Genomic DNA, 22,652 nt, shown 5'->3' with positions numbered 1-22,652 from the left:
GTCCCGTGATGGTCGCGTGCGCCCGGTACGGGATCACCGCCGGAGAGGACACCGGCGTGTGGGGCGGACTCACACCGAGGGAACGCAGCGCCCGCAAGGGAGGCGCCCGATGATCGACCCGAAGCGATGCACGGCCACCAACCGCGCCGGCGAACAGTGCGGACGCCCACCGATGCGAGGCGGGAAGGTCTGCGCCTCCCACGGGGGGAAGTCCCCCCGAGTCCTCGCCGCCTCGCGGCGGCGTCTCGCCGAGCAGGAAGCGACCCGAGAGGTCGCCCGACTCTCCGGCGCCCGCGACCCGCTCACCCTCACCGACGTGTACCGGGAGATGCTGAACACCGCGGGGCTCGCCGTCGCATGGCGGGACGTGCTCGAGCAGCGCGTCTCCGCCCTCGACGAGTACGCGGGCATGAACGGCATCGGGTCCGAGCAGGTTCGCGCTGACGTGGCCCTGTTCGAGCGGGCGATGGACCGGACCGCGAAGGTGCTCGAGCTGATCGCCCGACTCGACCTTGACACGCGCATGACTCAGATCAGCGCACAGCAGGGCGAACAGGTCGCCCGGGCGCTCCGGGCCGGTATGGACGCTGCGGGGCTGTCTACGGGCCAGCGGGAGGCCGCAGAGGCGGCGATGGTGGCAGAGCTGCGCCGGATCGGCGGTGCGCGGTGAGAGCGATGCACGGAGGGCTCACCCTCGACACGGAGGCGTGCCGGCTGCTGTTCGAGCTCGCCGTCCGTGGCGCTGACGTAATCCGGGCCCGAGACGGGTACGCACCGGTTCCGGTCAGTACCTCGAGCCTGCTCAACATGCTCGCCACCGCGGGAGGGCTGACCAGGACCGCGACGGCTGAGGGTTCCGTCTGGGACGCCGCGGCGGTACTCGGGACACGCTCACCCCATGCCGACACGTACACGGTCACCGAGGCTGCGACGCGATGGGGCTGCTCCCCGTCCTACGTCCGCCGCCTCTGCCGTGAGGACCGCGTGCCAGCAGCGAAGAGCGGGGACGGATGGTCCATCCCCGGTGACTACGTGCGACAGCACACCCGGCCCCCGAGGCCGGAGACAGGAGACGGCAATGCCGAGGAATGACGACCACGGAACCGACGCGATCGCCGACGGGATCGACCGCAACCCCGGATGGGACTCGAGCCGAGGACCCCGCCCCGACTTCCAGCAGTCCATCGACAACCTCGCGACGACCCGCCCCCAGGCCGGTTCGTTCGCCGAAGCACTCGAGCAGGACGAGGGCAGAAAGGTGCACGTCACTCGCCACGGCGACGAGCCCGCCGAGGAGACGCACCCGGCCGACGTGTACGGCAACCGGCTCACCGGAAAGATGCTGCTCGCCGAAGCCCTCGAGCAGAGCTCCCGCAAGCGGGAGGATCAGAACCGATGAGCAGCGCAGACCAGATCCTCGCCCAGGCCGAGCAGCTGTCCAAGACCACCACCGCCAAGGGCTACGCGATCGCCGGCGACGAGGACCTCACCCCCGACGCGCGACAGCGCGGGATCGACGACCTGTGGACCCAGGCCGAGCAGGAGATGCACCAGCTCCGCCAGCAGCACGACGACGCCGTGAAGGCATCGGAGCGTGACGCAGAGCGGAAGCTCGTGCGACCCCCGTCCAACGATCCGGCCCGCATGGCGTCCTACCGGTCCGCGCTCGACCGGGCATCGTCCGCGCTCAGCGATGGGCGACTCGAGGCTGTACTCGAGGAAGCCGAGATGATCGGCGACGAGGACCAGGCCCTCGCCGCGTTCACCGTCGGGATCCGCAACGGCGTCCAGAGCGTCGTGCAGGCATTCCTCGCCGACCGCCCCTCCCGCCTCGCCGCGTACCAGGCCTACGCCGCAAAGACGGACAGCAGGGGCCGGCTCAGCAGGTCGATGGAGACGGGGATGCGTCTGTCGATGCCGTACAAGCCCCGCCCCGGCGACAAGCCGATGTTCTGAGGAGGAAGGATCGAGAGATGGCCGAGCAGACGCACGAGCAGGAACAGGACGACGAGCAGCCCCGCCGGGCGTTCATCTTCGAAGGCGGCGACGCCCTCGCCAACAATGATGGGCACAACGCCGGAGGCGGCTGGTGAGCGAGGAGACCCCGGACATGCGGCACCTGTCCGAAGAGGACTGGCTCGAGTTCTGGCGCGAGACGCTGTCCGCGCTCGAGCTGACCCGGGCCGCGCTGCTCGACTCCGAGGTGAACCTGACCGACACTCAGGCCGCGAAGCTCGAAGGCCACGCGGAGATGCTTCGGCAGATCCTCGAGTCCCGAGGCGTCGACCTCGAGGGGTAGACGCAATGCGGCTGGACGCCGCGCACTGACTGGCCCGTCCCCGTGTTCCTTTCCGCGGGGGCGGGCCGCTTTCATGCCCGGATGGCGTGAGTCCAACTCACAGCATGGGTGCGGACTTTCTCCGCACCCTGTTTGATGTCTAGGGCGGTCTGACCTGCAACTCCCCCGATTGGGGGAGCGATCAACGTGCGCGCCTTGGACGGGGGTGTGAGTCTGACTCACACCGTCCGTATACAAAAGGGGTTCCCCTTTAGTATTCTCCCGCCATGAGCACCCCGCCTCGCGCACTCGGCTACATCCGCGTCTCCACCACCGAACAGGCAGACTCCGGCCTCGGCCTCGAGGCACAGCTGCTCGCGATCCGCACCACCGCCGAGCTGCGCGGCTGGCACCTGGTCGACATCGTGACCGACGCCGGCATCTCCGGCACCCGAGCGAAGCGCCCCGGCCTCGACACCGCGAAAGCCCGCATGAAGGCAGGCGAGGCAGACCTGCTCGTCGTCGCGAAGCTCGACCGCCTCTCCCGCTCCCTGCTCGACGGGGCCGACCTCATGGCGACCGCGAAAGCGCAGGGCTGGGCGCTGGTCGATATCTCGTCGTCCCTCGACATGTCCACACCGCAGGGCCGCATGGTCGCCGGAATGCTGCTGTCCGCGGCGCAGTACGAGTCCGAGATGAACGGGGCACGGACCCGGGAAGCCATGGCGAACCTGTCCGAGGAGGTGCGGGACCGGATGCGCAATGGTGGCCGTCCACGCGCCCTCGCGGCGGAGACTGAGGCGAGGATCCGTGCCCTGCGCGCCGAGGGACTGTCTCTGCGGAAGATCGCCGAGACCCTGACTGCCGAGGGAGTGTCGACGGCGGCGGGTGGGAGGTGGTGGCCTGCGACCGTTCGGCAGGTGCTCGAGCGGGAGCCGGCCGCGGCCTGAGCCTCGCGCGTGGGGCCGCTTCGTACCGTACGGAGCCGCCCGCTCTCTCGCGCGTGTGAGAGGTTCGAACCGTTCGAAGTGGCCCACTCTCGCGCGCGTGGAGGCGGTGGGCAATGTTGCCGGCGGGGATCAGCGTCGACAGTCGATCCCTGTTGTTCCATGGGCTCGACCCCTCTGGGTTGAGTTCCAGGGGGTGCTCGTCATGGCGTGGTGGGGTCGGCATCGTCGGGGAGGTCGGTGACGCCGAGTCGGTGCCTGGCGAAGTCGAGCTCGAGGTCGGTGACCGCTCGGAGGATCGCTGACGTGTGCGCGGTGATCAGGTCGACGAGGAGGGGCTGGAGCTGGGCTCCGACGACGTCGGGGCCGATGTTCTCGACGGAGCCGAGGAACTGCGAGAACGCTGCCTGCACCTCGAAGCTGAGCTGTTCGGACCGTGGCGCGTACCGCTTGAGATTCGCGTGGGGATCGTTCGGGATCTGGCCATCATCGGTGTTCATGGTGCTCCTGACCTGGGCGGTTGTTGCAGGGTGGACGCTTCTCAGTATAATGGAAAGTTTGCTCTAAACCGGTAGGATGGGGGTGGTATCCGAGAGTTTTTCAAGGGAGCGGAAGGTGTAGGGAATGGCGACTCAGACAGTGCGGACGATCTATGAGGCGGACGTCGCGCGGGCACAGCAGCGGCTCCGTGATCTGGCGCGGGAGCTTGAGAAGACGGGCGGGTCGGCGGACAAGCTGACCAAGTTTCTCGACGAGGCTGGTGACGCGCAGATCAAGCCGCAGATCGATGTGGACATCGAGTCTGCGGAGGATGAGGTGCGGCGCCTGCAGCGGGAGCTCGAGACGCTCGAGGCGTTCAACGCTGAGCCGGTCGTGGTCATGGACATCGACCAGGCTGAGGCGCAGGCGAAGGCGGTCGAACAGCGACTCGAGGATCTGTCGGGCATGGAGGCGTCGCCGGAGGTGGACGCCGAGACTGCGCGGGCAGAGGGACAGCTCGAGGGTCTCCGGAACCGGATCAGCGACATGGAGGGCCTGCGGTCTGAGGTGACCGTTCAGGCGGACATCGATCAGGCGCGCTCGGACCTGGACCAGGCGGAGGCGAAGCTCGATGCCCTGCGTGGTGAGAAGGCCGAGATGCAGGTCGTCGTCGATGCTGATGCGGCGGAGGAGTCCCTCGAGGGGCTCGGCGACGCCGCCGAAGACGCTGGGGATGATGCCGGCGCCCGCGCCGGCCGGTCCCTCCTCGCCGGCCTGAACTCCACCCCCGTGGTGGGCGCGATCTCCGGGCTCGTCGCCGCTGTCGGCGGGTACGTCGCCTCCGGCGTGGTCGGTGCGGTGCTCGAGTCCGTGCGGCAGCAGGACGTGTTCGGCGCCCGCACCGGGCTCGACGAGGGCACGGCACGGAAGTTCGGTGCCGCCGCCGGTCTCGCCTACACCAACGCGTGGGGCGACAGCATCGAGGCGAACATGGGCACGGCCACGGCCGCGCTCGAGAACGCGCTGATCCTCCCCGATTCGACGGGCCGCGACATCCAGGCCGTGATCGAGCAGCTGACCGCCGTGTCCGAGATCCTCGACGTCGACGTCACCGAGGCCGCCGAAGCCGCCGGCAACATGATCAAGAACGGTCTCGCCGCGAACGCGGAGGAAGCGTTCGACGTCATCATCACTGGCCAGCAGCAGGGGTTGAACAGGTCGGAGGATCTCCTCGACACGCTGAGGGAGTACTCGAGCCAGTTTGACGTGCTCGGCCTCGACGGCGCGGAGTCCCTCGGTCTCATCTCCCAGGCCATGGAGGAAGGCGCACGGAACTCGGATGTCGCCGCGGATGCGCTGAAGGAGTTCGGGATCCGGGCGCAGGACGGTTCGAAGTCGACTGCGGAGGCGTTCGAGGCGATCGGGCTCGGTGGCGAGGACATGGGGGCGAAGATCGCTGCGGGTGGGGACTCTGCCCGGGAGGGACTCGACACGGTCCTCGACGCGCTGCGGGCGATGGAGGACCCCGCGGCTCAGACGCTCGCGGGGGTGGCTCTGTTCGGGCCGATGTGGGAGGACATGGGAGACGGTGCCGGCGTCCTCGCGATGGACCTCGACAACCTCGGGGACTCGTGGGTCAACGTCGGCGACACGACCGAAGACGCGATGAAGCGCATGTCGGACAACTCCGCGACCGCGCTCGAGTCCGCGAAGCGGACCGTCACCAACGCGGCGCAGAACCTCCTCGGAGGTCTCGCCGTCGCGCTCGAGGAACCCATCGCGAACGCATCCGCGTACATCTCCGAGCACTCCGCGGACATCGTCGGGTTCCTCATCGACATCGGTGAGGCGTTCTTCGACATCGCCCGCGCCGCGGTCGAGTTCGGCGCCCAGACCATCGAGGTGCTCGGCGACCTCGCTGGTGGCGTGAACGAGATCATCGGCGGGATCGGGTTCGGTGTGGAGGCGATCGGTCTCGCGACCGGTGACCTCGAGCTCGCCGCCCTCGGGCAGGACATCCAGGACACCGCCGACGACATGCAGACGTTCGCTGACAACTCCGACGACATGGCCAACACGATCCGCGACAACGCTCTCCCCGCGATCGACGAGGCAGAACAGAAGTTCCTCAACTTCGCCGGCCCCGTCGAGATGCAGGCACAGCTGAACGACGCGATCAACGCAATGGTCCAGGACCTCGACGGTTTCGTTGCGGCGGTCGACGACATGCCTGGCGCTGAGATCAGCATCAACGGCGACACGACCGGCGGCGAAGAGGCCATGAACAGCCTGATCGAGCTGGTCGCCGAGTCGAACGGGTTCCTGACCATCAACGGCATCACGGTGCCCGCCGAGGAAGCTGCTTCGGAGGTGAAGCGGCAGATCAGCGAAGGTGTGACCGAGTTCGACGTCACCGCGAACACGGGCCCCGCCCAGGCGGAGATGACCCGCTTCTGGGAGGAGCAGGGCTACCATCCGCCCGAGATGCCGGTCGGTGCTGACACCACCCCTGCGGAGGGTGATGTGCAGGAGTTCCGTGGCGTCGTCGGTGACAAGCCCGCGGACGTCCCGGTCGGGGCGGACACTTCCGCTGCTGAGGAAGAGGTCCACGTATTCGGGTCGCAGGTCGGTGATGTGCCGGCGACAGTGATCGTCGACGCGAACACGTACTACGGCAACGAGCAGTTGCGGCAGTTCCAGTCTGCGATCAATGAGTCTGGTGGCTCTGTCACCGTCAACGGCGAGACGATGAACGGCCAGCAGGCGCTGGATGCGCTGGTGGCTGAGATCAACGAGGGTGGCGGGTACGTCGACATCAACGGCACTCCCGTGAACGCGGAGGCGGCGCTGTTGCAGCTGACCGACCACATCAACAACAGTGGTGGCATCGTCGACATCGACGGGAACAAGGTCCCCGCCCAGCTCAAGACCGGCGAGGTCAAGCGGCAGATCGACGGGACGACGGGCACGATCGGCGTCGACGCGAACACCTCGAGCGCGAACTCCGACATCAACCACACGGCCCGGAACCGGTCCTCGCGGATCACCGCTGATGCGGCGACGTGGTCGGCAGAGAACCAGCTGAACTGGCTCGCGAGGAACCGCACCAGCACGATCACGGTGCGCACGAACGGTCCGGGCGGTGGCACCCGGGCGCAGCTCGCCTACGCGAACGGTGGCCGGATCGCTTCCGGCCTCGCCTCTGGCGGGACCGTCGGCGACGGCTACGGGATGGTCCCCGCCCCCTACCCGGGGCCGGGGATCGACAACGTCCTGTGGCCCCTCAAGGGCGCTGCGACCGGCAGGTGGCTAGACCAGCCCCTCGCCGGCGGGGAATGGGTCATCAACCCGATCTCCTCCGCGCAGCACAACGCGACGCTCGCGGCGATCAACGCGGGCGCCACGCGCGCCGAGATCGCCGCATCCCTGGGAGGCCAGGCGGGCGGCGGTGGCCTTCGGTCCGTTGAGATCAACGCTGTTGGCCTGAACGCCTACCAGGTCGCGCAGGAGTCCCGCGCCGTGATGCGGCACGAGATCCGTGACTCCGTCCCCACCCTTGCCCGATGAGGAGGAGCCTGTGAGCATCTGCGGCTCGGGACCTCCCCGCGTAGTCGGTGGTCGTGACCGGAACGCCCCCTCGGTCGGTGATGTTCTACCCTCACGGCATGGCTGATGACGAGGTGGGGCCCGAGGATGCTGGGGATGGCGACTGGGCCCTGGGCGAAATGACGATGGAGGAGTACCGGCGGATGGCTGAGCGGATCAAGGCGGAGGGGCGTGAGGCGTTCAGTGCCGATGAGCTCGCACGGTTCGATGCCGCTCACCAGGTGAACGTGAGCGTGTCGGCGGATGCCCAGCGCGCCGCGGCACGGCTGATGCCTGACCTTTCGGAGGCTGTGCGGAAGGTCCGAGAGACGGCGCTCGAGTCGATGACGTCGCAGTGGCGACAGGATGCTGAGGATTCGCTGCGTGAGCGCATGTCGACGTCTCTCATCGAGCCGCCGCAGGTCGATGAGGAGCTATGGGACTCGCTCGCGGAGGCGAAGGAGGAAGAGCGGGCCCAGCGGGAGGCGGAAGTGAGGGCGCTCGAGTCCATCGCTGGTCACATGGCGGAGATGAAGGCTGAGCAGAAGGCTACGAGCAAGGCGGCGCAGGCTACGACCGCTGAGGTGGGGAACCTGCGCGCCGATGGGCAGAAGACCGGACGCTGGACGATCGGGCTCGGTGTGGTGAGCGCGGTCGCCGCATCGGTGGCTGCGGTGTTCGCGGTGCTGGTCTTCCTCTTCCCGCCGGGATGATCGTCTTCTGGCTCGCGGGGCCCCGGGGCTACGCATAGCGGGGGGCCTGCGGCCCCCAGAAGCTTGGTCCCCACCCCGGAAATCTCCCACGGCCCCCGCTCCGTCTACCGCTGGTGACACGACGAGTAGCGCCCTACCGGATCGGTAGACCGCTTCGCCGCCCCTCGTGCCCATGGTCCGCGTGGGCTACGCCGCCCCGGCTCCGGGCGGTTCTGGTGGATTGTTCTCTAGCCGTGCTTGCCTGTTCTGCCCCGGATGCATCGGGGCCGCGTGGGAAGCCGTGAAGGCACGCGGGAGGGCCTGAGCCGCCCTAGACCGTCCACAGGGGTACCCGGACTGCGGGTAGCCTCTGCGGGCGGCGTAGAGCTCTCAGGCGCGGACGAGGACCCGCTGCCCGGTCGCGACCCGGTGCGCGTACAGGGCGGGGCCCACGGCCTGAGCGAGGTCGCGGCGCCCGTGCCGGTGTGCGGCGCGCTGCGCGGCGGCGGGAGTCCAGCCGATTCGGGCGAGCGCGTTCGTGGGGTCCTCGCCGGTGCGGATCAGGAAGTCCAGATCCTCAAGGCGTGCCGCGGTGCGGGCGAGGTTCGCGGCGCGTGCCGCCTCGGTCGCGCGGGGGCTGTGGGCGACGCTCATCGGGTCACCTCGTCGGTGGTGACGATGCCCTGTGCGACCTGCGCGGCGATGTGCAGCTCGAGGCGGGTCGCGAACGCCGCGGCGAGGGTGAGGTCGTCGGCGACCTTGCCCGCCTGGCCGACGTACAGGATCGTCTCGCCGTCCATCTGCTGCGAGCCCTCGGGGTGGGCGAGGGTGACCTCGCAGCGTCCGACCCATCGCTCGCCGTCGTCGTGGAGTTCCTGCGGGAGGTAGACGGTGACGGTGCCGAAGCGGCGGGTGTGGAGTGCCTGCCAGGTGGTGCCGGGGTGGGTCCAGTGGTCGGGCTGGTCTCGGTCCTCGCACCAGGAGGGGCACGGGCCGCGGCGCTCAGCGCGCTCGGCGGGGACCGTGGCGCCTGCCTCGGCGGTGATCCCGGCGCGCAGCGCGGTCGCGAGGGCGGTCGCCTGCTCGGGGGTGAGGTCGCCGAAGCCGCGGAAGTCGCCTGCCTCGAGGCGTTCAGCGGTGTTGTCGGTGGAGATGGGGTCTCCGCCGAGGGTGTAGGTGCCGCCGTTGCGGGTGGGCATGTCGATGTCGATCATGCCGGCCTCGCGGATCCACACGTCGGCGGTGCCGCGTGCTCCGAGGTCGATGGTGGCGACGTGGTGTGCGGTGGTGGGGGCGGTAGCCTGTGTCATGGCGGGTGCCTGTCTCTCAGAGGTGTCCGTCTGCCCATCCGGTGGTGGTTCACCGGGTGGGCTTTCTTCGTCCCCTAGAGCACGGTAGGTGCACGCCGCATCATCCTTGCTGGTCAGAGTGCCTATCAGCTGCACTACGACATCTGAGCCGACAGCGCTTCCACTCCACGAGACCCCCGTCCCGCCAACCGGCGAGTCGGGGGTCTCCGCATGGGAGCCCGGCGCGGCCTCAACGGCCGGAGCGGTACTGGTACGAGACGACGGCGCCGTTGCCGGGGGCGCCGTCCTCGTCGAACACACCGGTGGTGGCGTAGACCGTGCCCCGTTCGAACTCCACGTCGGCCGGGGCGTCGACCTCGAAGAGGGTGCGGGCCTTCGTGCGGCCGGGCGAGATCGTGGAGATTTCGTCGCCGAACATCTCGGCGACGAGGATGTCGCCGTTCGGGGCGACGGCGAGGCCCGTCGTCCCCTGCATGCCGCGGTCGGCGACCGTCCGGGTGTGTCCGGAGCGGGGGCTGACCTTGTAGACGGTGCTGAGCGGGAAGGCCTCGCCGAGTGCTCCCTGCAGCGTGGAGACGTAGAGCCTGCCGTCCTTCCCGACCTCGACATCGGTCGGGACGGGCTCGGGCGTGTACGACGCGCCGACCACGCAGTCCGGCAGCGTGGCGCCGCCGAGCATGCCGTCGACGTGCGCCTTGTGCTCCTCGGTGAAGGTCACGGCGCTGCCGGGGATGACGGCGAGAGTGGAGATCTCGCCGCTGCGCAGGTCGACGGCGAGGATCACGTTGGCCGCCGCATCGGCGACATAGGCGGTGCCGTGGTCGACGGTGAGCTGATAGGCGTTGGACTCGATGATGCCGGGGTACTCGTTCAGCAGGATCGGGCCGCCCTCGGGTCCGGGCGGGATCGACTGCTCGAGCGCTGCGACCTCGGCGACGCACTGGTCGTCCAGTCCCGAGAAGCCGTAGGTCTGCGCTTCGTCGGGGTTGTCCTCCTTCTCGTGTGCCCAGAGGTCGTCGCTGACGACGGTGCGGGTGCCGTCGCGGTCCGCGCGGATCACGTGGCTCTCGGGGCCGGTCGGCCCGACGGCGGACTCGAGGTGGTAGGTGGCGCCGTGACGGCCGTCGGCGGCGCCGGAGATCCCTCCGCCGGCAGGATCGGGGACCTGGTAGCGGAGGGTCTGCTCGCCCCGTCGGTCGACCTGGGTCACGGCCCCGGCGAACGCCTGGGTGACGGTGATCGTGCCGCTGTGGCCGACGGCGAGGGAGCGCGGGCCGTCACTTGTCGTCTACCTGCACTTCTGCTCATGACGGTTTTCGGCGGCCGGGCCCGCTCCCCCGGCTCAGCTCTCCGGGTCGTCCCCGAAGACCCGCACCTCCTGGGCGCAGCGGCACGCGACGGCGATCCGGCGTGCCCATTCCAGGGCCTCCTCACGGGTGGCGACGTCGAGCACGGAGTACCCGCCCTCGATGCGGCGGGTCTGCTCGTAGGTGGTCTCCAGCACACTGCCGCTGCCGGTGACCATCACCGGGGGCACGGACTCGTCGATCCCGCCGCCGAAGACCCACACCCCGGCGGCCTTCGCCTCGCGGACCACGGCATGGGAGTCCTCGGACGCGGCGGCGAGCTCCTCGTCGGACAGGTTCATCGCGCTGCTGGGGAAGGAGATCAGGTACTTCGCCATGGTCGGCTCCTCTCGTCGGCCTCCGCGCCGTCGCGGGGCTCACCCCCGAGTCTCCTCGCCCGGAGCAGGCGCCGCCACCCCGACGACCACCCGCCCTCAGCCGGCGGCGAGGTCCCGGCGGCGCAGCAGAGCGAGCCCGAGCAGGGCCAGCGCCGCGGCGGTGACGCCCATCACGACGAGCGGCATCACCTCGAGATCCTCGGAGGGCACGAGGGCCATGTGCTGCAGGAGCGAGAGGTCCATGGCCCAGTCCGGCAGGCCCAGCATCTGACCGAGGAAGGTGACCAGCGCGGTGTACACCACGAGCAGCCAGGGGAGAGGGGCGAGGCGGGACCCGAGCCCGTAGAGGGCGAGCGCGATCGCCGCATACAGCGCGACGGCGGGGAGATAGGTGAGCGCCGCGAGGGTCATCTCGCCGATCCAGGCCGTGTCCTCGGTCGCGCTCCATACGCCGATCCCGACGCCGAGGCCGAGCAGCACCTGCATCGCGGCGGTGCCCAGGAGCACGACCAGGAACCACTGTCCGGCCAGGCGCGCCCGGGAGGTGCCGGCGACGAGCACGCCGGCGAGGCGTCCCGCGGTCTCCTCGGTGCGCATCCGGAGCATCCCGGAGACGGCGAGGGCGACCGGGCCGATCGCGAGCATCATCAGCACGAAGGCGGAGAACGAGCCGGTGAGGTCGTCGAGCCGGATCGGGGCCATGCCGGCCAGGTCCGGGAGGTTCTCCGCGAAGTCGTTGAGCGAGCTGGCGAGGGAGCCGAAGGCGAGCGCGAAGAGGAACAGTCCGATGCCCCAGGCCAGATGGGTCCCGCCGACCAGCCGCCGGGTGAGGCCGCCCGGGGCGAGCAGCGCGGCCGAAGCGGCGGCGCGTCCGGCGGCGGCAGGGCGGAGACCGGCCCCCAGGTCGCGGCGGTGCGAGAGCCGGCCGGCGATCACCAGCAGCACGGTGACGGCGGCGAGGGAGACGAGCAGGGGCCACCAGCGCAGGTCCACGAAAGCGCGCATCTGCTGCGCCCAGGCGAGCGGCGAGAACCAGGACAGCCACGAGCCGTCACGTTCGATCACGTCGCCGATGCCGCGCACCATGAAGGAGAGCGCCAGGATCCCCAGCGCCGTGCCGGAGGCGGTGCTGGCGTGCTCGGTGAGCTGGGCGGTGACCGCGGTGACCGCGCCGAAGACCAGTCCTGTCAGGGCGGTCGCGAGCCCGAGCGCCAGCGAGTCCGCCGTCCCTCTCCCGCCGATCAGCATCCCAGAGGCCACCGCGGCGCCGAGGGCGAGGTTCGCCAGCGCCACCACCAGCAGGGCGGAGACCGACGGGGCGAGGCGGCCGGTGGGCAGGGAGCGCAGCAGCTCGAGCCGTCCGGACTCCTCCTCGCCGCGGGTGAGGCGGGCGGTGAGCAGGATCGACATGATCGCGGCCGGGACGAGCAGGTAGAGCAGCAGCTCGTTGGCGACCATGGCCCAGAAGGTGTAGTGGTCGGCGGCGAAGAACGGGCCGGTCATCATCACGGCCGAGGGGTTGTCCAGCAGCGTCGCGCGGGCGTCGAGCGCGGCCTGATCGGGGTAGACGTCCTCCATCGCGTAGATCGAGGCGGGCACGAGCACGAGCACGGCCAGGGTCCAGATCAGGATGCCTCGCCGGGCGAGGCGGAGGTGGAGGCGGAGCAGGGAGCGCAGCCCGGTGAGCGGGCCGACCGCGCGGCGCTGCCCGCGATGGGTGGGGGCGGCGGTCGCGGCGGTCATGACGCGTCCTCGGTCACAGGCTCGAGCTCGTCGCCGTAGTGGCGCAGGAAGAGGTCCTCGAGGGAGGGCGGGGTGATCGTGAGCCCGGTGACGCCGAGGGCCGTGAGCACGGGGAGCACGTCGTGCAGCGCCCGGTCGTCGACGTCGAAGCGGAGCCGCCCGTTCTCGGCGACGAGGTCGTGGACCCCGTCGAGCCGGGTGAGCGGCGCAGGATCGGCGTCGGTCGTCGCGGCGACGGTGGAGCGGGTGAGGTGGCGCAGCTCGGCGAGGGTGCCGGACTCCACCGCCTTCCCGGCGCGGATGATGGTGACGGTGTCGCAGAGCTTCTCGACCTCGGCGAGGATGTGGCTGGAGAGCAGCACCGTGCGGCCGTCGGCGCGCAGGCGGGCGACCTCGTCGGTGAAGATCGCCTCCATCAGCGGATCGAGGCCGGAGGTCGGCTCGTCCATGATGTAGAGGTCCACGTCGCGGGAGAGCGCGGCGACGAGCGCGACCTTCTGGCGGTTGCCCTTGGAGTAGGTGCGGGCGCGCTTGGTGGGGTCGAGCTCGAAGCGCTCGATCAGCTCCTCGCGTCGGCGGCGGTGGCGCTCCCCGCTCTCGCCGCGGGTGAGCACGTCGATCGCCTCCCCGCCGGTCAGGCCGGGCCAGAGGTTCGTGTCGCCGGGGACGTAGGCGAGGCGGTGGTGGATCGCGACGGCGTCCCTCCAGGGGTCCTTGCCGAGGACGCGGGCCGTCCCGGAGCTCGCCCTCAGCAGGCCCAGCAGCACGCGGATGGTGGTGGACTTGCCCGCGCCGTTGGGGCCGAGGAAGCCGGTCACCTCGCCGTGGGGCACGGTGAGGTCGAAGCCGTCCAGCGCCCTCGTGGCGCCGAAGGTCTTGGTGAGGTCGCGGACGTGGACTGCCGCGTCGTCGGAGGTCATGCGGTGCTCCTGTCGGTATGCGGATCGGTGTCGTCGGAGCCGCCGGGTGAGACGTCCTCCGAGCAGGACGAGCCGGGGCTGCCGGGCCCGGCGGAGGCCTCGGCCGCGCCGTCGGCGTCCCCCGCCTCGTGCCCGGCGAGATAGGTGTCCAGCAGGGTCGAATCGGTCAGCAGCGGTGTCGTGTAGAGCTCCAGCAGGGGGAGCATCAGGGAGTCGGTGTACTCGCGGATCCAGCTCGGCAGCTCCTCGAGGTCCATCGGCGCGTGCTGTCCGGGCAGCTGGAGGACGAGCGAGCCCAGCGCCATGTGCACGAGCGCTCGCGCCCGGGCCTCCGGGAAGCGGCTGGGGCTGATCACCCCGGCCTCGACGCCCTCCTCGACGTAGCCGGCCGCACTGCGGACGAACTCCTCGATCAGCCGCTCGGCGAGCGGGCCTCCGGCCTGGAGCCGTCGCAGCACGTAGCCCGCCGCAGGCGCGAACTCCTCGACGGCGGCCATCTGGGCGAGCATCGCCCCGGCCCCGCCGAAGAGCGCGGTGCGCTTCTGCTCCACCGTCACCTCGAGCACGCGCCGGTCGCAGGCCTCGAGGAGCTTCTCGCGCGAGCCGAAGTGGTGGATGATCAGGCCCGCGCTGACCCCGGCGTCCTGTGCGACGGCGCGCAGCGGGGCGCCCAGGCCGTCGACGGCGAAGCGTCGCATCGCGGCCTGGAGGATTCGCTCGTCGGCGGGGGCGGACTCTGCCATGCGGCTCTCCTCGGGCATCAGGCCCGCTCCGCGGGAGCGCGCAGGCCCTGCATTGAACTGACGTTCAACACGCTATACGTGTGTTCAATGCGGGGCAAGGGGCTCTTCGCCCGGAGATGCGAACGCGCCGGCCCCGAAGGGACCGGCGCGCGGAGTCGGAGGGCGTGAAGTGCTCAGCCCAGGGCGTCGAGCCCGCCCTTGGTGCGCAGCAGCGAGAGCACGAGGCCCTTGGGGTCGGCGGCGGGCTCGAGCGCGCACTCGTCGGGCTCGAACGACCATGCCGCGCGCAGCGCCCGGAACACCTCGAACTCCTCCTCCCCCGTCCTCAGCGGCACGGCCTGGTAGCCGCCCGCCTCGGGGAGGTGGATGATGAACGCTCCGGTCAGCTCCGGCATCTCGCGGGTGGAGCCGTCGTCGTCGAGCAGCAGCTCGGCACGGCACACGGCCACCCCCTGCAGCGCGTAGTCGCCGCGCACCTTCTTCGAGGTCTTGATGTCGGCGCTGAGCAGCGTGTTCCCGATCCTCACGATCGCATCGGTGGTGCCGGCGTAGCCGACGGAGTGGTTCACGACCGTCTGCTCGACCTCCACGAACTCGGGCTGGAAGTCGTCGAGGAAGCGGGCGTAGCCGTCCAGTCGCACCTCGGCGCGGGCGACGAGGCCGCGGAGGTCCTTCTCCGTCGCGAAGGCGCCGGAGCCGGTGCGCATCCGCTCGATGATCCCGCCGATGTGGTCGGCGTCGGGCCGTGTGCCGCTGGTGCCCCAGTCCTCGCAGGCGGAGTGGACCAGGGTGCCGAAGTCCGAGGCGGCGGCGGTGTACTCCGGTGCGGCCGCGGCGATCTTCTTCTGGGTGCCCCAGCGGTCGCGGGTGACGCGGGAGATCTCCGACGCGGCGCGATCCGGGTTCCGCTCGAGCCAGGCGTACATGTCCAGCGCCCGCTTCGAGGCCATGGTCGCGTACCAGCCCTGCAGGAAGTCCTTGGCGCGCATCCCCGCCACGGTGGTGATCGAGGGGTACATCAGCGGGCCCTCGGGCTCGAGGCGGTACATGCGGCCGCGCGGGGTGTCTGCGCTCAGGGAGGGGGTGGTCATCGGTCCTCGGAGGGGTGCGGGGGTCGCGCGGGGCGACGCGGGCGGACAGCCTCCCACGGTACGCGCTCGGCCGCCCCAGGCCTGTCCGGGGAGGGGCCGACGCGCCGGGGGCGGGCGCGTCTCACGTCGGCGGGTCGGCTCAGCCGTCCTCGCCGAAGATGATCTGCTCGGCGAGGGTGCGGGAGCGGCGGGTGACCTTGAGATAGCGGTCCTCGAGCTCCGCCGCGGTCGCGTCCTCGCCGTCGATGAGCAGGGCCAGGGCCCGCAGGTCGTTCCGGTCGCTGGGGAGCACCTCCCCCTCGCGCCCCTTCCACAGGAACAGCCCGCGCCGCAGCTGCCAGGCGAGCGTCCAGGCGGCCCGCAGCTCCTCGGCCTCGCGCCCCTCGAGCAGCTCGGCGGCGACCGCGGCCTCGAGCTGGGCGAGTGTCGAGGTGGTGCGCAGGCCCTCGACCGCGTGGCCGTGCTCGAGGGCGAGAAGCTGTGTGCACCATTCGACGTCGGTCATCCCGCCGCGTCCGAGCTTGAGATGCCGGGCGGGGTCGGCGTTGCGGGGAAGGCGCTCGGACTCCACCCGCGCCTTCATGCGCGTGATCGCCCGACGGCCCTGCTCCTCCAGACCGCCGTCGGGATAGCGGTGGCGGTCCATCTCCTCGGTCAGCCGCTCGCCGAGGGCCTCGGAGGAGACGACCACGCGGGCCCGCAGCAGCGCCTGCTTCTCCCAGGTCTCGGCGTCCCGGCGGAGGTAGTCGATCCAGGACTCGGCGGTGCGGGTGAGCGGGCCGACCTTGCCCTCGGGGCGCAGGTCGGCGCTGACCTTCATGTCGGAGCGGGCGACGGGGGCGTTGAGGATCTTCTGGATCTGGGTCGCGACGGCGTTCGTGATCTCGACGGTGTCGTCGCCGGCGCCGCGGTCCACGGCGATGAACTGCACGTCCGCGTCGGAGGAGTAGCCCATCTCCCGGGCACCGAAGCTGCCCTGGGCGATGATCGCCAGCTCCACGCCGAGTGCCCGCGCGGGATCCGAGCGTCGCTCGCGCAGCTCCTGCGCGGTGGTCTCGTCGACCTCGTCGACGCCGTCCAGCGGCTCGGCCTCCTCGCCGACCACCTTCCGCTCGCGGGCCACGACGTGATAGGCGACCAGCAGCCCGGCCTCGAGCACCGCCTCGGCGAGGTCGGTGAGGGCATGGGCGACCTCCGCGGCGGAGGCGACGTCCGTGAGATGGGCGAGCGCGATCCGCAGCAGCTCACGGCTGCGGGTTCGACGCAGCACGTCCCGTGCCTCCTCGACGGTGTCCACGCGGGTGATCACGGCGAGGAACTCCCGGCCCAGCACGTCGCGGGTCAGGGGGCGCAGCTGCTCGTCGCGGGCGAGCCAGCGCACCGCCTCCGGGATCCGCTCGAGCTCCTCGCCGACGTACCTGCTCGCGGCCAGCACCTTCGTCAGCCGCTTGGCGGCGAGACCGGAGTCGCGCAGCAGCCCCATGTACCAGTGGGCGGAGCCGATCTCGTCGGAGAGGCGGCGGAAGGCGAGCAGTCCCAGGTCCGGGTCGATCCCGTCGGCGAACCATTCGAGCATCGCCGGGAGCAGCTGGCGCTGGATCCTGGCGCGACGGGAGATCCCCTCGGTGAGGGAGGAGATGTGCGCGAGCGCCCGGCCGGGGTCGCGATAGCCGATCGCGGCCAGGCGCGCCTGGGCGTCCTCGGCGCTCAGCGCGATCTCCCCGTCGGACAGCTGCGAGGCGGTCAGCAGCAGCGGTCGGTAGAAGATCTCCTCGTGCAGCTGGCGGACGCGTCGCCGGGTGCGCTGGTAGCGCTTCGCGAACTCGTCGGGGCCGAGGCCCAGACTGCGGGAGAGGCGGCGCAGGTCCGAGGCGGCGGTGGGCAGCACCTGGGTGCGGCGCAGGCGGTGCAGCTGGAGGCGGTGCTCGACGCAGCGCAGGAAGCGGTAGGCCTCGTCCATCTCGGCGACGTGGGTGCGGGAGATGTAGCCGCCCTCGCCGAGCCGGGCGAGGGAGTCGAGGGTGGAGCGGCCCTGGAGCTGCTCGTCGGCGCGGCCGTGCACCATCTGCAGCAGCTGGACGGTGAACTCGACGTCCCGCAGTCCGCCGGGGCCGAGCTTGATGTTGCGGTCCACCTCGGCGCGAGGGATGTGGGCGACGACGCGGCGGCGCATCGCCCGGGTGTCCTCGACGAAGCCCTCGCGGGTCGAGGCCTGCCACACCCACGGCTCGACCATCTCCTCGTAGGCGGCGCCGAGGTCACGGTCGCCGGCGGCGGCGCGGGCCTTCAGCAGCGCCTGGAACTCCCAGGACTTCGCCCATTCGGTGTAGTAGCGGCGGTAGGAGTCCAGGGTGCGCACCAGCGGGCCGTCCTTGCCCTCGGGGCGCAGGTTCGCGTCCACCTGCCACAGCGAGCCCTCGGCGGTGCGCTCGGAGCAGGCGCGGGCGAGCTCCCTCGCCAGCGCGGCCCCGATCGTGATCACGTCCTCCTCGTCGCAGTCCTCGTGCGCGGGGGCGACGACGTGCATGACGTCGACGTCGGAGATGTAGTTGAGCTCCCGCGCGCCGGTCTTGCCCATCGCGATGACGGACCAGCGCACCTGCTCGTGCCCCTCGACGGTGGCACGGGCGATCGTGGAGGCCGCCTCGAGGGCGGCATCGGCGAGGTCGCTGATCGCGGCGGAGACGCGGGGCTGGAGGGCGGCGGGGTCGGCGGCGACGGCGTCGGCCGCGGCGATCTGGGCCAGGCGCAGGTGGTAGGCGGCACGCAGCGCGTCGCGCTCCTCGCGGCCGCCGGAGCCCGCCACGGGCACCTCGGCCGCCGGATCGGCGCCGACGGCCTCCAGCAGCGCCTCGCGCACGGCGGCGGCGGGGACCGCGAGCTCGTCGTCCCCCTCGCGCAGGAGCTCGAGCCGCTCGGGGTGGCGGGCGAGCACGTCGCCGAGCGCGACCGAGACGCCGAGCAGGCGGATCAGCCGGTGCCCCGGGGTGCCGGCGGTGCCCACCCCGGCGAGGAACTCCTCGAGCAGGGCGTCCTGTCCGGCCTCCCGGGCGGACTCCGCCAGGCGCAGCAGGCCGAGGACGGCGTCGTCCCCGTCGGCCGTCGCGCCGAGGGCCTCCGCGGCCCCATCGCCGAGACCTCGCAGCGCCGGTTCGGAGAGGAAGCGGCTGACGCGGTCGGTGCGGCTGAAGCCGAGGCGGGCGAGGGCGCCGGTGGTGGTCGCCGGCTCCTCGCTCGCACCGGACTGCTCGGGCGGTGCGGGCTCGGACGACGGCGCAGTCGGTGCGGTCGGTGCTTCCTGCTCCGGGGAGCCGTGCTCCTCGGGCGGTGTCGCGGCGTTCACGGCGTCCCCGTCAGACCCGGCTGAAGGTCGAGCGCAGCTCGTGGTCGGTCACCTGCTCGCGATAGCGCTGCCACTCCTCGCGCTTGTCGCGGAGGAAGTACTCGAAGACCTGCTCGCCGAGCGTGTCCGCCATCAGCTCGGAGCCCTCGAAGACCTCCAGGGCGCGGAACAGGTCGGTGGGCAGCGGCTCGATGCCCATGGCGCGGCGCTCCCGCTCGGTGAGCTCCCAGACCGCGTCCTCCGCGCCCTCGGGCAGCTCGTAGCCGCCCTCGACCCCGGCCATCCCGGCCGCGAGCAGCACCGCGAAGGCGAGATAGGGGTTCGCCGAGGAGTCCAGTCCCCGGAACTCGACCCGGGAGGAGGTGGTCTTGGTGGGCTTGTGGAAGGGGACGCGCACCAGCGCGGAGCGGTTGTTGTGCCCCCAGCAGATGTAGCTCGGCGCCTCCTGCGCGCCCCACAGACGCTTGTAGGAGTTCACCCACTGGTTCGTCACCGCCACGTACTCCGGGGCGTGGCGCAGCAGCCCGGCGATGAACTGGCGGCCGGTGCGGGAGAGGCCGTACTCGGCGCCCGGCTCGTGGAAGGCGTTCTTCCCGCCCTGGAAGAGTGAGAGGTGGGTGTGCATGCCGGAGCCGGGCTGGTCGATCATCGGCTTGGGCATGAAGGAGGCGACCTGCCCCAGCGACAGCGCGACCTCCTTGACCACGGTGCGGAGGGTGACGATGTTGTCAGCCGTGGTGAGGGCGTCGGCGTAGCGCAGGTCGATCTCGTTCTGGCCCGGACCGTTCTCGTGGTGGGAGAACTCGACCTGGATGTTCATCGCCTCCAGGTGCTGGATGGCGGAGCGGCGGAAGTCCTGGCCCTGGCCGCGGTGGACGTGGTCGAAGTAGCCGGCCTGGTCCACCGGCCGCAGCGGGGAGCCCTCCTCGTAGGGCTGCTCGAAGAGGTAGAACTCGATCTCGGGGTGTGTGTAGAACTCCAGGCCCTTCTCCTCCGCGCGGGCGAGGGCGTCCTTCAGCACGCGGCGCGGGTCGGAGGCCGCCGGTTCGCCGTCGGGGGTGAGGACGTCGCACATCATGCGGCCGGTCGCGTTGGTCTCGCCGCGCCAGGCCAGCAGCTCGAAGGTCGCGGGGTCCGGGCGCAGGATCATGTCGGACTCGTAGCTGCGGGTGAGGCCCTCGATCGTGGAGCCGTCGATGCCGATGCCCTCGGTGAAGGCGATCTCGAGGTCCGCCGGCGAGATTGCGATCGACTTCAGCGTCCCCGCGATGTCGCTGAACCACAGCCGGATGAACCGCACGTCCTTGTCGGAGACGGTGCGGATGACGTCGTCATGGAGATGTCCCATGGGGCCAGTCTGCCTCAGGTCCCCGGCCCGGCGCGGGCTCTGCGCGCCCTCGGACGGCATGCGCCCCGGCCTCCTGCGGGAGGCCGGGGCGCATGACGGGTGCGTCGCTGGACGCGGATCCGAACTGCTCAGATCAGCCCGGCGGAGTCGACGCACCACTTGCCGTCCTCGCCCTGCACCATCGCGAACCCGGCGTCCACGCCCCCGAGGCTGACGGCCGCCGTGCCGTCGCCGTTGTCGCTGGTCTCCACCATCGAGCGGTCGAGGGCATCGGCGACCGACGGATCGAACTCCGTGCCCGCCTCCTCTGCGCTCTCCTCGAAGCCCGCGACGCAGGACTCCAGGTTCGAACCGGACATGCCGCTTCCGGTGGTGGGGTCCATGGCCAGCGAGCACGCGGTCTCGGCGTCCCCGGTGGCGGCGGCCTTGACGAACTCGAAGGCCTGGTCCCCCGCGGCGGTGAGGTCCTCCTCGGAGACGGGCTCGCCCTCGGCGCCGCCGGGGGCGTCATCGCCCTCGGTCGACTCGGACTCACCCTCGGAGCCCTCGCTCTCGGAACCCTCGGCGCCCTCGCTCCCGGCGCCCTCGGCATCCTCGCCCTCGGACTCGCTGCCCTCGGACTCCCCGCCCTCGGACTCCTCGCCCTCCTCGGCGGGCTTCTCGGCCGAGGGGTCGTCGCCTCCCTCGCCTCCGCCTGCGAGATCACCGATCGCGCCGCAGGCCGACGCCCCTGCGATGAGCGCGAGGGCGCCCAGCCCGGTGGCCGTTCCCCTGACGGTCTTGCGCATGATCGAGTTCATGGTCCTGTCCCCCCTCAATGTCGGGGCCGTTCCCCTGACCAGAGAAGAGTGACACGGGAAGGGCGCCGCTGTCGCTGGGGAGAACTCCCCATTCCCGTGACCGCAGCCAGCGAGGCAGGGATCAGAACGGGATCGAGAGGTACCACTGCCCGTCGTCGCCGCGGGTCATCGGGACCTCCACGGGCTGCTCGAGCAGGCTCAGCGAGATGGTGCCGTCGTCGGCGGGCTCGGCCTGGACCATCGAGGCGTCCAGCTGGTCGAACACGCCCGGCTCCAGCATCTCCTCGTAGTCCGCCATGGCGCCCCGCGCCCCGTCGGCGCACTGCTGCAGGCGCTCACCCTCGGGGGCGGCGCCGGTGCCCGGGTCGAGCACGTAGCCGCACGCGGCCTCCCAGTCCTGATCGTCGATCACACCGAGGAAGCCGAGGAAGCGGTCGGTCGCCGCGGCGAGGTCCGCCTCGGTGACCGCGCCGCCGTCGCTCGCCTCCGGGGCGGCGTCGGCCGAGAAGCTCGGCGACGCGCTGGGGGTCTCCGGGGCGGGCTGCTCGTCGTCCCCGCCGGTGCAGGCGGCGGCGCCGAGCACGAGAGCGAGGGCGGAGGCACAGGCGGCGATCCGACGGACGGGGCCGCGCAGGGGATGCGGTTCCATGGTGACCTCTTCTCGGCGACGTCTGCGCACGACGCTCCAAGGGTGGCACATGCCGGGCCCGCACCGCACCTGACCGGCGGGAACCGGTTGCCCCGGGGCGACGCGGACGGCGCTAGGCTGGAGCGCCGGATCCCCGTCCCCGTCCAGGAGCCCGCTGTGAGCACTGAGTCCCCCGCCGCCGTCCCTGCCGCTCCGGCGAAGATCCGGCTGCGCCACCTCCAGCAGGCCAAGGAGCAGGGCCGCCCCTTCGCGATGCTGACCGCCTACGACCAGTTCTCCGCCCGCGTCTTCGAGGAGGCCGGGATCGAGACCCTGCTGATCGGCGACTCCGTGGGCACCACCGTGCTCGGCCACTCCTCGACCACCTCGACCACGCATGCCGACATGCTCGTGTTCACCGCGGCCGTCGCCCGCAGCGTCACCCGCCCGCTGATCGTCGCCGACCTCGCCTTCGGCACCTACGAGACCGGGCCGCGGGATGCGGTGCTGCACGGCATCGAGCTGGTGCGCGCGGGCGCCGAGGCGGTCAAGCTCGAGGGCGGCGCCGAGGTCGTCCCCCAGATCGAGGCGCTCGTCGCCGCGGGCATCCCCGTGATCGGGCACCTCGGCTTCACGCCCCAGTCCGTCAACGCCCACTCCGGGCACCGGGTCCAGGGCCGCGACGAGCAGGCGGCGAAGAAGATGCTCGCCGACGCGCTCGCGATCCAGGAGGCCGGGGTCAGCGCGATGGTGCTCGAGCTCGTGCCGGCCCGCGTCGCCGCCGAGGTCACCGCCGCGCTGCGGGTGCCCACGATCGGGATCGGCGCCGGGGCCGGCTGCGACGGCCAGGTGCTCGTGTGGCAGGACATGGCGGGCCTGTCCGGCTTCCGGGGGAAGTTCGTCAAGGCCTTCGCGGACCTGCGCGGCGAGCTGCTCGGCGCCGCGACCGCCTATCGCACCGAGGTCGAGGAGCGCAGCTACCCGGGTGCCGAGCACTCCTTCGACTGACGGGACCGATGGGCCGGCCGCCCGCGCGGGAACGGCCGGCCCTCACGCGGCT

General features: G+C 71.3%; 20 protein-coding genes and 1 pseudogene. 8 read left to right on the top strand and 13 right to left on the bottom strand.

Going from position 1 to position 22,652, the window contains the following annotated elements:
- Positions 1 to 109: 109 nt before the first annotated feature.
- The 5 genes from DEU31_RS08770 (at position 110) to DEU31_RS08750 (ending at position 3,228) form a co-directional block, all read left to right on the top strand.
- Positions 110 to 670, top strand: a complete 561-nt coding sequence (locus DEU31_RS08770) for a hypothetical protein (protein ID WP_133676851.1) — start codon at positions 110 to 112, stop codon at positions 668 to 670.
- Between the two features lie 408 nt (positions 671 to 1,078).
- Positions 1,079 to 1,399: a hypothetical protein gene (locus DEU31_RS08765; RefSeq protein ID WP_133676850.1), complete on the top strand. Its 321-nt coding sequence runs from the start codon at positions 1,079 to 1,081 to the stop codon at positions 1,397 to 1,399.
- A complete protein-coding gene (locus DEU31_RS08760; RefSeq protein WP_133676849.1) occupies positions 1,396 to 1,956 on the top strand; it encodes a hypothetical protein in 561 nt (186 codons plus the stop codon). Before DEU31_RS08765 ends, DEU31_RS08760 begins: the two co-directional genes overlap by 4 nt.
- Positions 1,957 to 2,089: 133 nt before the next feature.
- A complete protein-coding gene (locus tag DEU31_RS08755) occupies positions 2,090 to 2,299 on the top strand; it encodes a hypothetical protein (protein WP_133676848.1) in 210 nt (69 codons plus the stop codon).
- Positions 2,300 to 2,565: 266 nt separating this feature from the next.
- Positions 2,566 to 3,228 carry a recombinase family protein gene (locus tag DEU31_RS08750; RefSeq protein ID WP_133676847.1) on the top strand — a complete coding sequence of 221 codons (663 nt, stop codon included), beginning with the start codon at positions 2,566 to 2,568 and terminating at the stop codon, positions 3,226 to 3,228.
- Positions 3,229 to 3,428: 200 nt separating this feature from the next.
- Here DEU31_RS08750 and DEU31_RS08745 read toward each other — a convergent pair whose 3' ends face one another.
- Positions 3,429 to 3,725: a hypothetical protein gene (locus DEU31_RS08745; RefSeq protein WP_133676846.1), complete on the bottom strand. Its 297-nt coding sequence runs from the start codon at positions 3,723 to 3,725 to the stop codon at positions 3,429 to 3,431.
- Positions 3,726 to 3,849: 124 nt separating this feature from the next.
- Here DEU31_RS08745 and DEU31_RS08740 point away from each other — a divergent pair, with 124 nt between their 5' ends.
- The gene (locus tag DEU31_RS08740; RefSeq protein ID WP_133676845.1) at positions 3,850 to 7,272 is read left to right on the top strand and encodes a phage tail tape measure protein; all 3,423 of its coding nucleotides are present in this window, start codon (positions 3,850 to 3,852) and stop codon (positions 7,270 to 7,272) included.
- A 98-nt stretch (positions 7,273 to 7,370) separates the two neighbouring features.
- The gene (locus tag DEU31_RS08735; RefSeq protein WP_133676844.1) at positions 7,371 to 8,003 is read left to right on the top strand and encodes a hypothetical protein; all 633 of its coding nucleotides are present in this window, start codon (positions 7,371 to 7,373) and stop codon (positions 8,001 to 8,003) included.
- Positions 8,004 to 8,372: 369 nt separating this feature from the next.
- Here the strand turns inward: DEU31_RS08735 and DEU31_RS08730 are convergent, their stop codons facing one another.
- The 12 genes and pseudogenes from DEU31_RS08730 to DEU31_RS08675 all read right to left on the bottom strand — a co-directional run bounded on the left by DEU31_RS08730 (position 8,373) and on the right by DEU31_RS08675 (position 21,613).
- Positions 8,373 to 8,636, bottom strand: a complete 264-nt coding sequence (locus DEU31_RS08730; RefSeq protein WP_133676843.1) for a hypothetical protein — start codon at positions 8,634 to 8,636, stop codon at positions 8,373 to 8,375.
- Positions 8,633 to 9,292 (bottom strand): hypothetical protein, encoded by a 660-nt coding sequence (locus DEU31_RS08725; RefSeq protein WP_133676842.1) that lies wholly within the window; start codon positions 9,290 to 9,292, stop codon positions 8,633 to 8,635. The genes DEU31_RS08730 and DEU31_RS08725 overlap by 4 nt, the downstream gene beginning before the upstream one ends.
- A gap of 229 nt (positions 9,293 to 9,521) precedes the next feature.
- Positions 9,522 to 10,559: pseudogene (locus tag DEU31_RS08720) on the bottom strand (ScyD/ScyE family protein); the annotation flags it as partial.
- 75 nt (positions 10,560 to 10,634) lie between these two features.
- On the bottom strand, positions 10,635 to 10,976 hold the full coding sequence (locus DEU31_RS08715) for a YciI family protein (RefSeq protein WP_133676840.1): 342 nt from the start codon (positions 10,974 to 10,976) through the stop codon (positions 10,635 to 10,637).
- Between the two features lie 96 nt (positions 10,977 to 11,072).
- On the bottom strand, positions 11,073 to 12,719 hold the full coding sequence (locus tag DEU31_RS08710) for a polyketide antibiotic transporter (protein ID WP_133676839.1): 1,647 nt from the start codon (positions 12,717 to 12,719) through the stop codon (positions 11,073 to 11,075).
- The gene (locus tag DEU31_RS08705; protein ID WP_133676838.1) at positions 12,716 to 13,639 is read right to left on the bottom strand and encodes an ABC transporter ATP-binding protein; all 924 of its coding nucleotides are present in this window, start codon (positions 13,637 to 13,639) and stop codon (positions 12,716 to 12,718) included. Before DEU31_RS08705 ends, DEU31_RS08710 begins: the two co-directional genes overlap by 4 nt.
- Positions 13,636 to 14,382 carry a TetR family transcriptional regulator gene (locus DEU31_RS08700; protein WP_243733787.1) on the bottom strand — a complete coding sequence of 249 codons (747 nt, stop codon included), beginning with the start codon at positions 14,380 to 14,382 and terminating at the stop codon, positions 13,636 to 13,638. The genes DEU31_RS08705 and DEU31_RS08700 overlap by 4 nt, the downstream gene beginning before the upstream one ends.
- 173 nt (positions 14,383 to 14,555) lie before the next feature.
- Positions 14,556 to 15,473 carry a PD-(D/E)XK nuclease family protein gene (locus tag DEU31_RS08695; RefSeq protein ID WP_010551633.1) on the bottom strand — a complete coding sequence of 306 codons (918 nt, stop codon included), beginning with the start codon at positions 15,471 to 15,473 and terminating at the stop codon, positions 14,556 to 14,558.
- A gap of 139 nt (positions 15,474 to 15,612) precedes the next feature.
- Positions 15,613 to 18,816: a bifunctional [glutamine synthetase] adenylyltransferase/[glutamine synthetase]-adenylyl-L-tyrosine phosphorylase gene (locus DEU31_RS08690; protein WP_133676836.1), complete on the bottom strand. Its 3,204-nt coding sequence runs from the start codon at positions 18,814 to 18,816 to the stop codon at positions 15,613 to 15,615.
- A 10-nt stretch (positions 18,817 to 18,826) separates the two neighbouring features.
- Positions 18,827 to 20,164, bottom strand: a complete 1,338-nt coding sequence (locus tag DEU31_RS08685) for a glutamine synthetase family protein (RefSeq protein WP_010551635.1) — start codon at positions 20,162 to 20,164, stop codon at positions 18,827 to 18,829.
- A gap of 128 nt (positions 20,165 to 20,292) precedes the next feature.
- Entirely contained in the window at positions 20,293 to 20,964 is a 672-nt protein-coding gene (locus DEU31_RS08680) for a hypothetical protein (RefSeq protein ID WP_133676835.1), read from the bottom strand.
- Positions 20,965 to 21,085: 121 nt separating this feature from the next.
- Positions 21,086 to 21,613: a hypothetical protein gene (locus DEU31_RS08675; protein ID WP_133676834.1), complete on the bottom strand. Its 528-nt coding sequence runs from the start codon at positions 21,611 to 21,613 to the stop codon at positions 21,086 to 21,088.
- Positions 21,614 to 21,769: 156 nt separating this feature from the next.
- On the opposite strand from DEU31_RS08675, the gene panB reads away from it, so the two are divergent.
- Entirely contained in the window at positions 21,770 to 22,600 is an 831-nt protein-coding gene (gene panB / locus DEU31_RS08670) for a 3-methyl-2-oxobutanoate hydroxymethyltransferase (RefSeq protein ID WP_010551638.1), read from the top strand.
- Positions 22,601 to 22,652: the final 52 nt, after the last annotated feature.

The sequence above is a fragment of the Brachybacterium sp. AG952 genome (assembly GCF_004362645.1).
Lineage (GTDB): Bacteria > Actinomycetota > Actinomycetes > Actinomycetales > Dermabacteraceae > Brachybacterium > Brachybacterium conglomeratum.
Note: the sequence above shows the minus strand (reverse complement) of the source record. Positions and strands in the feature narration are given on the sequence as shown.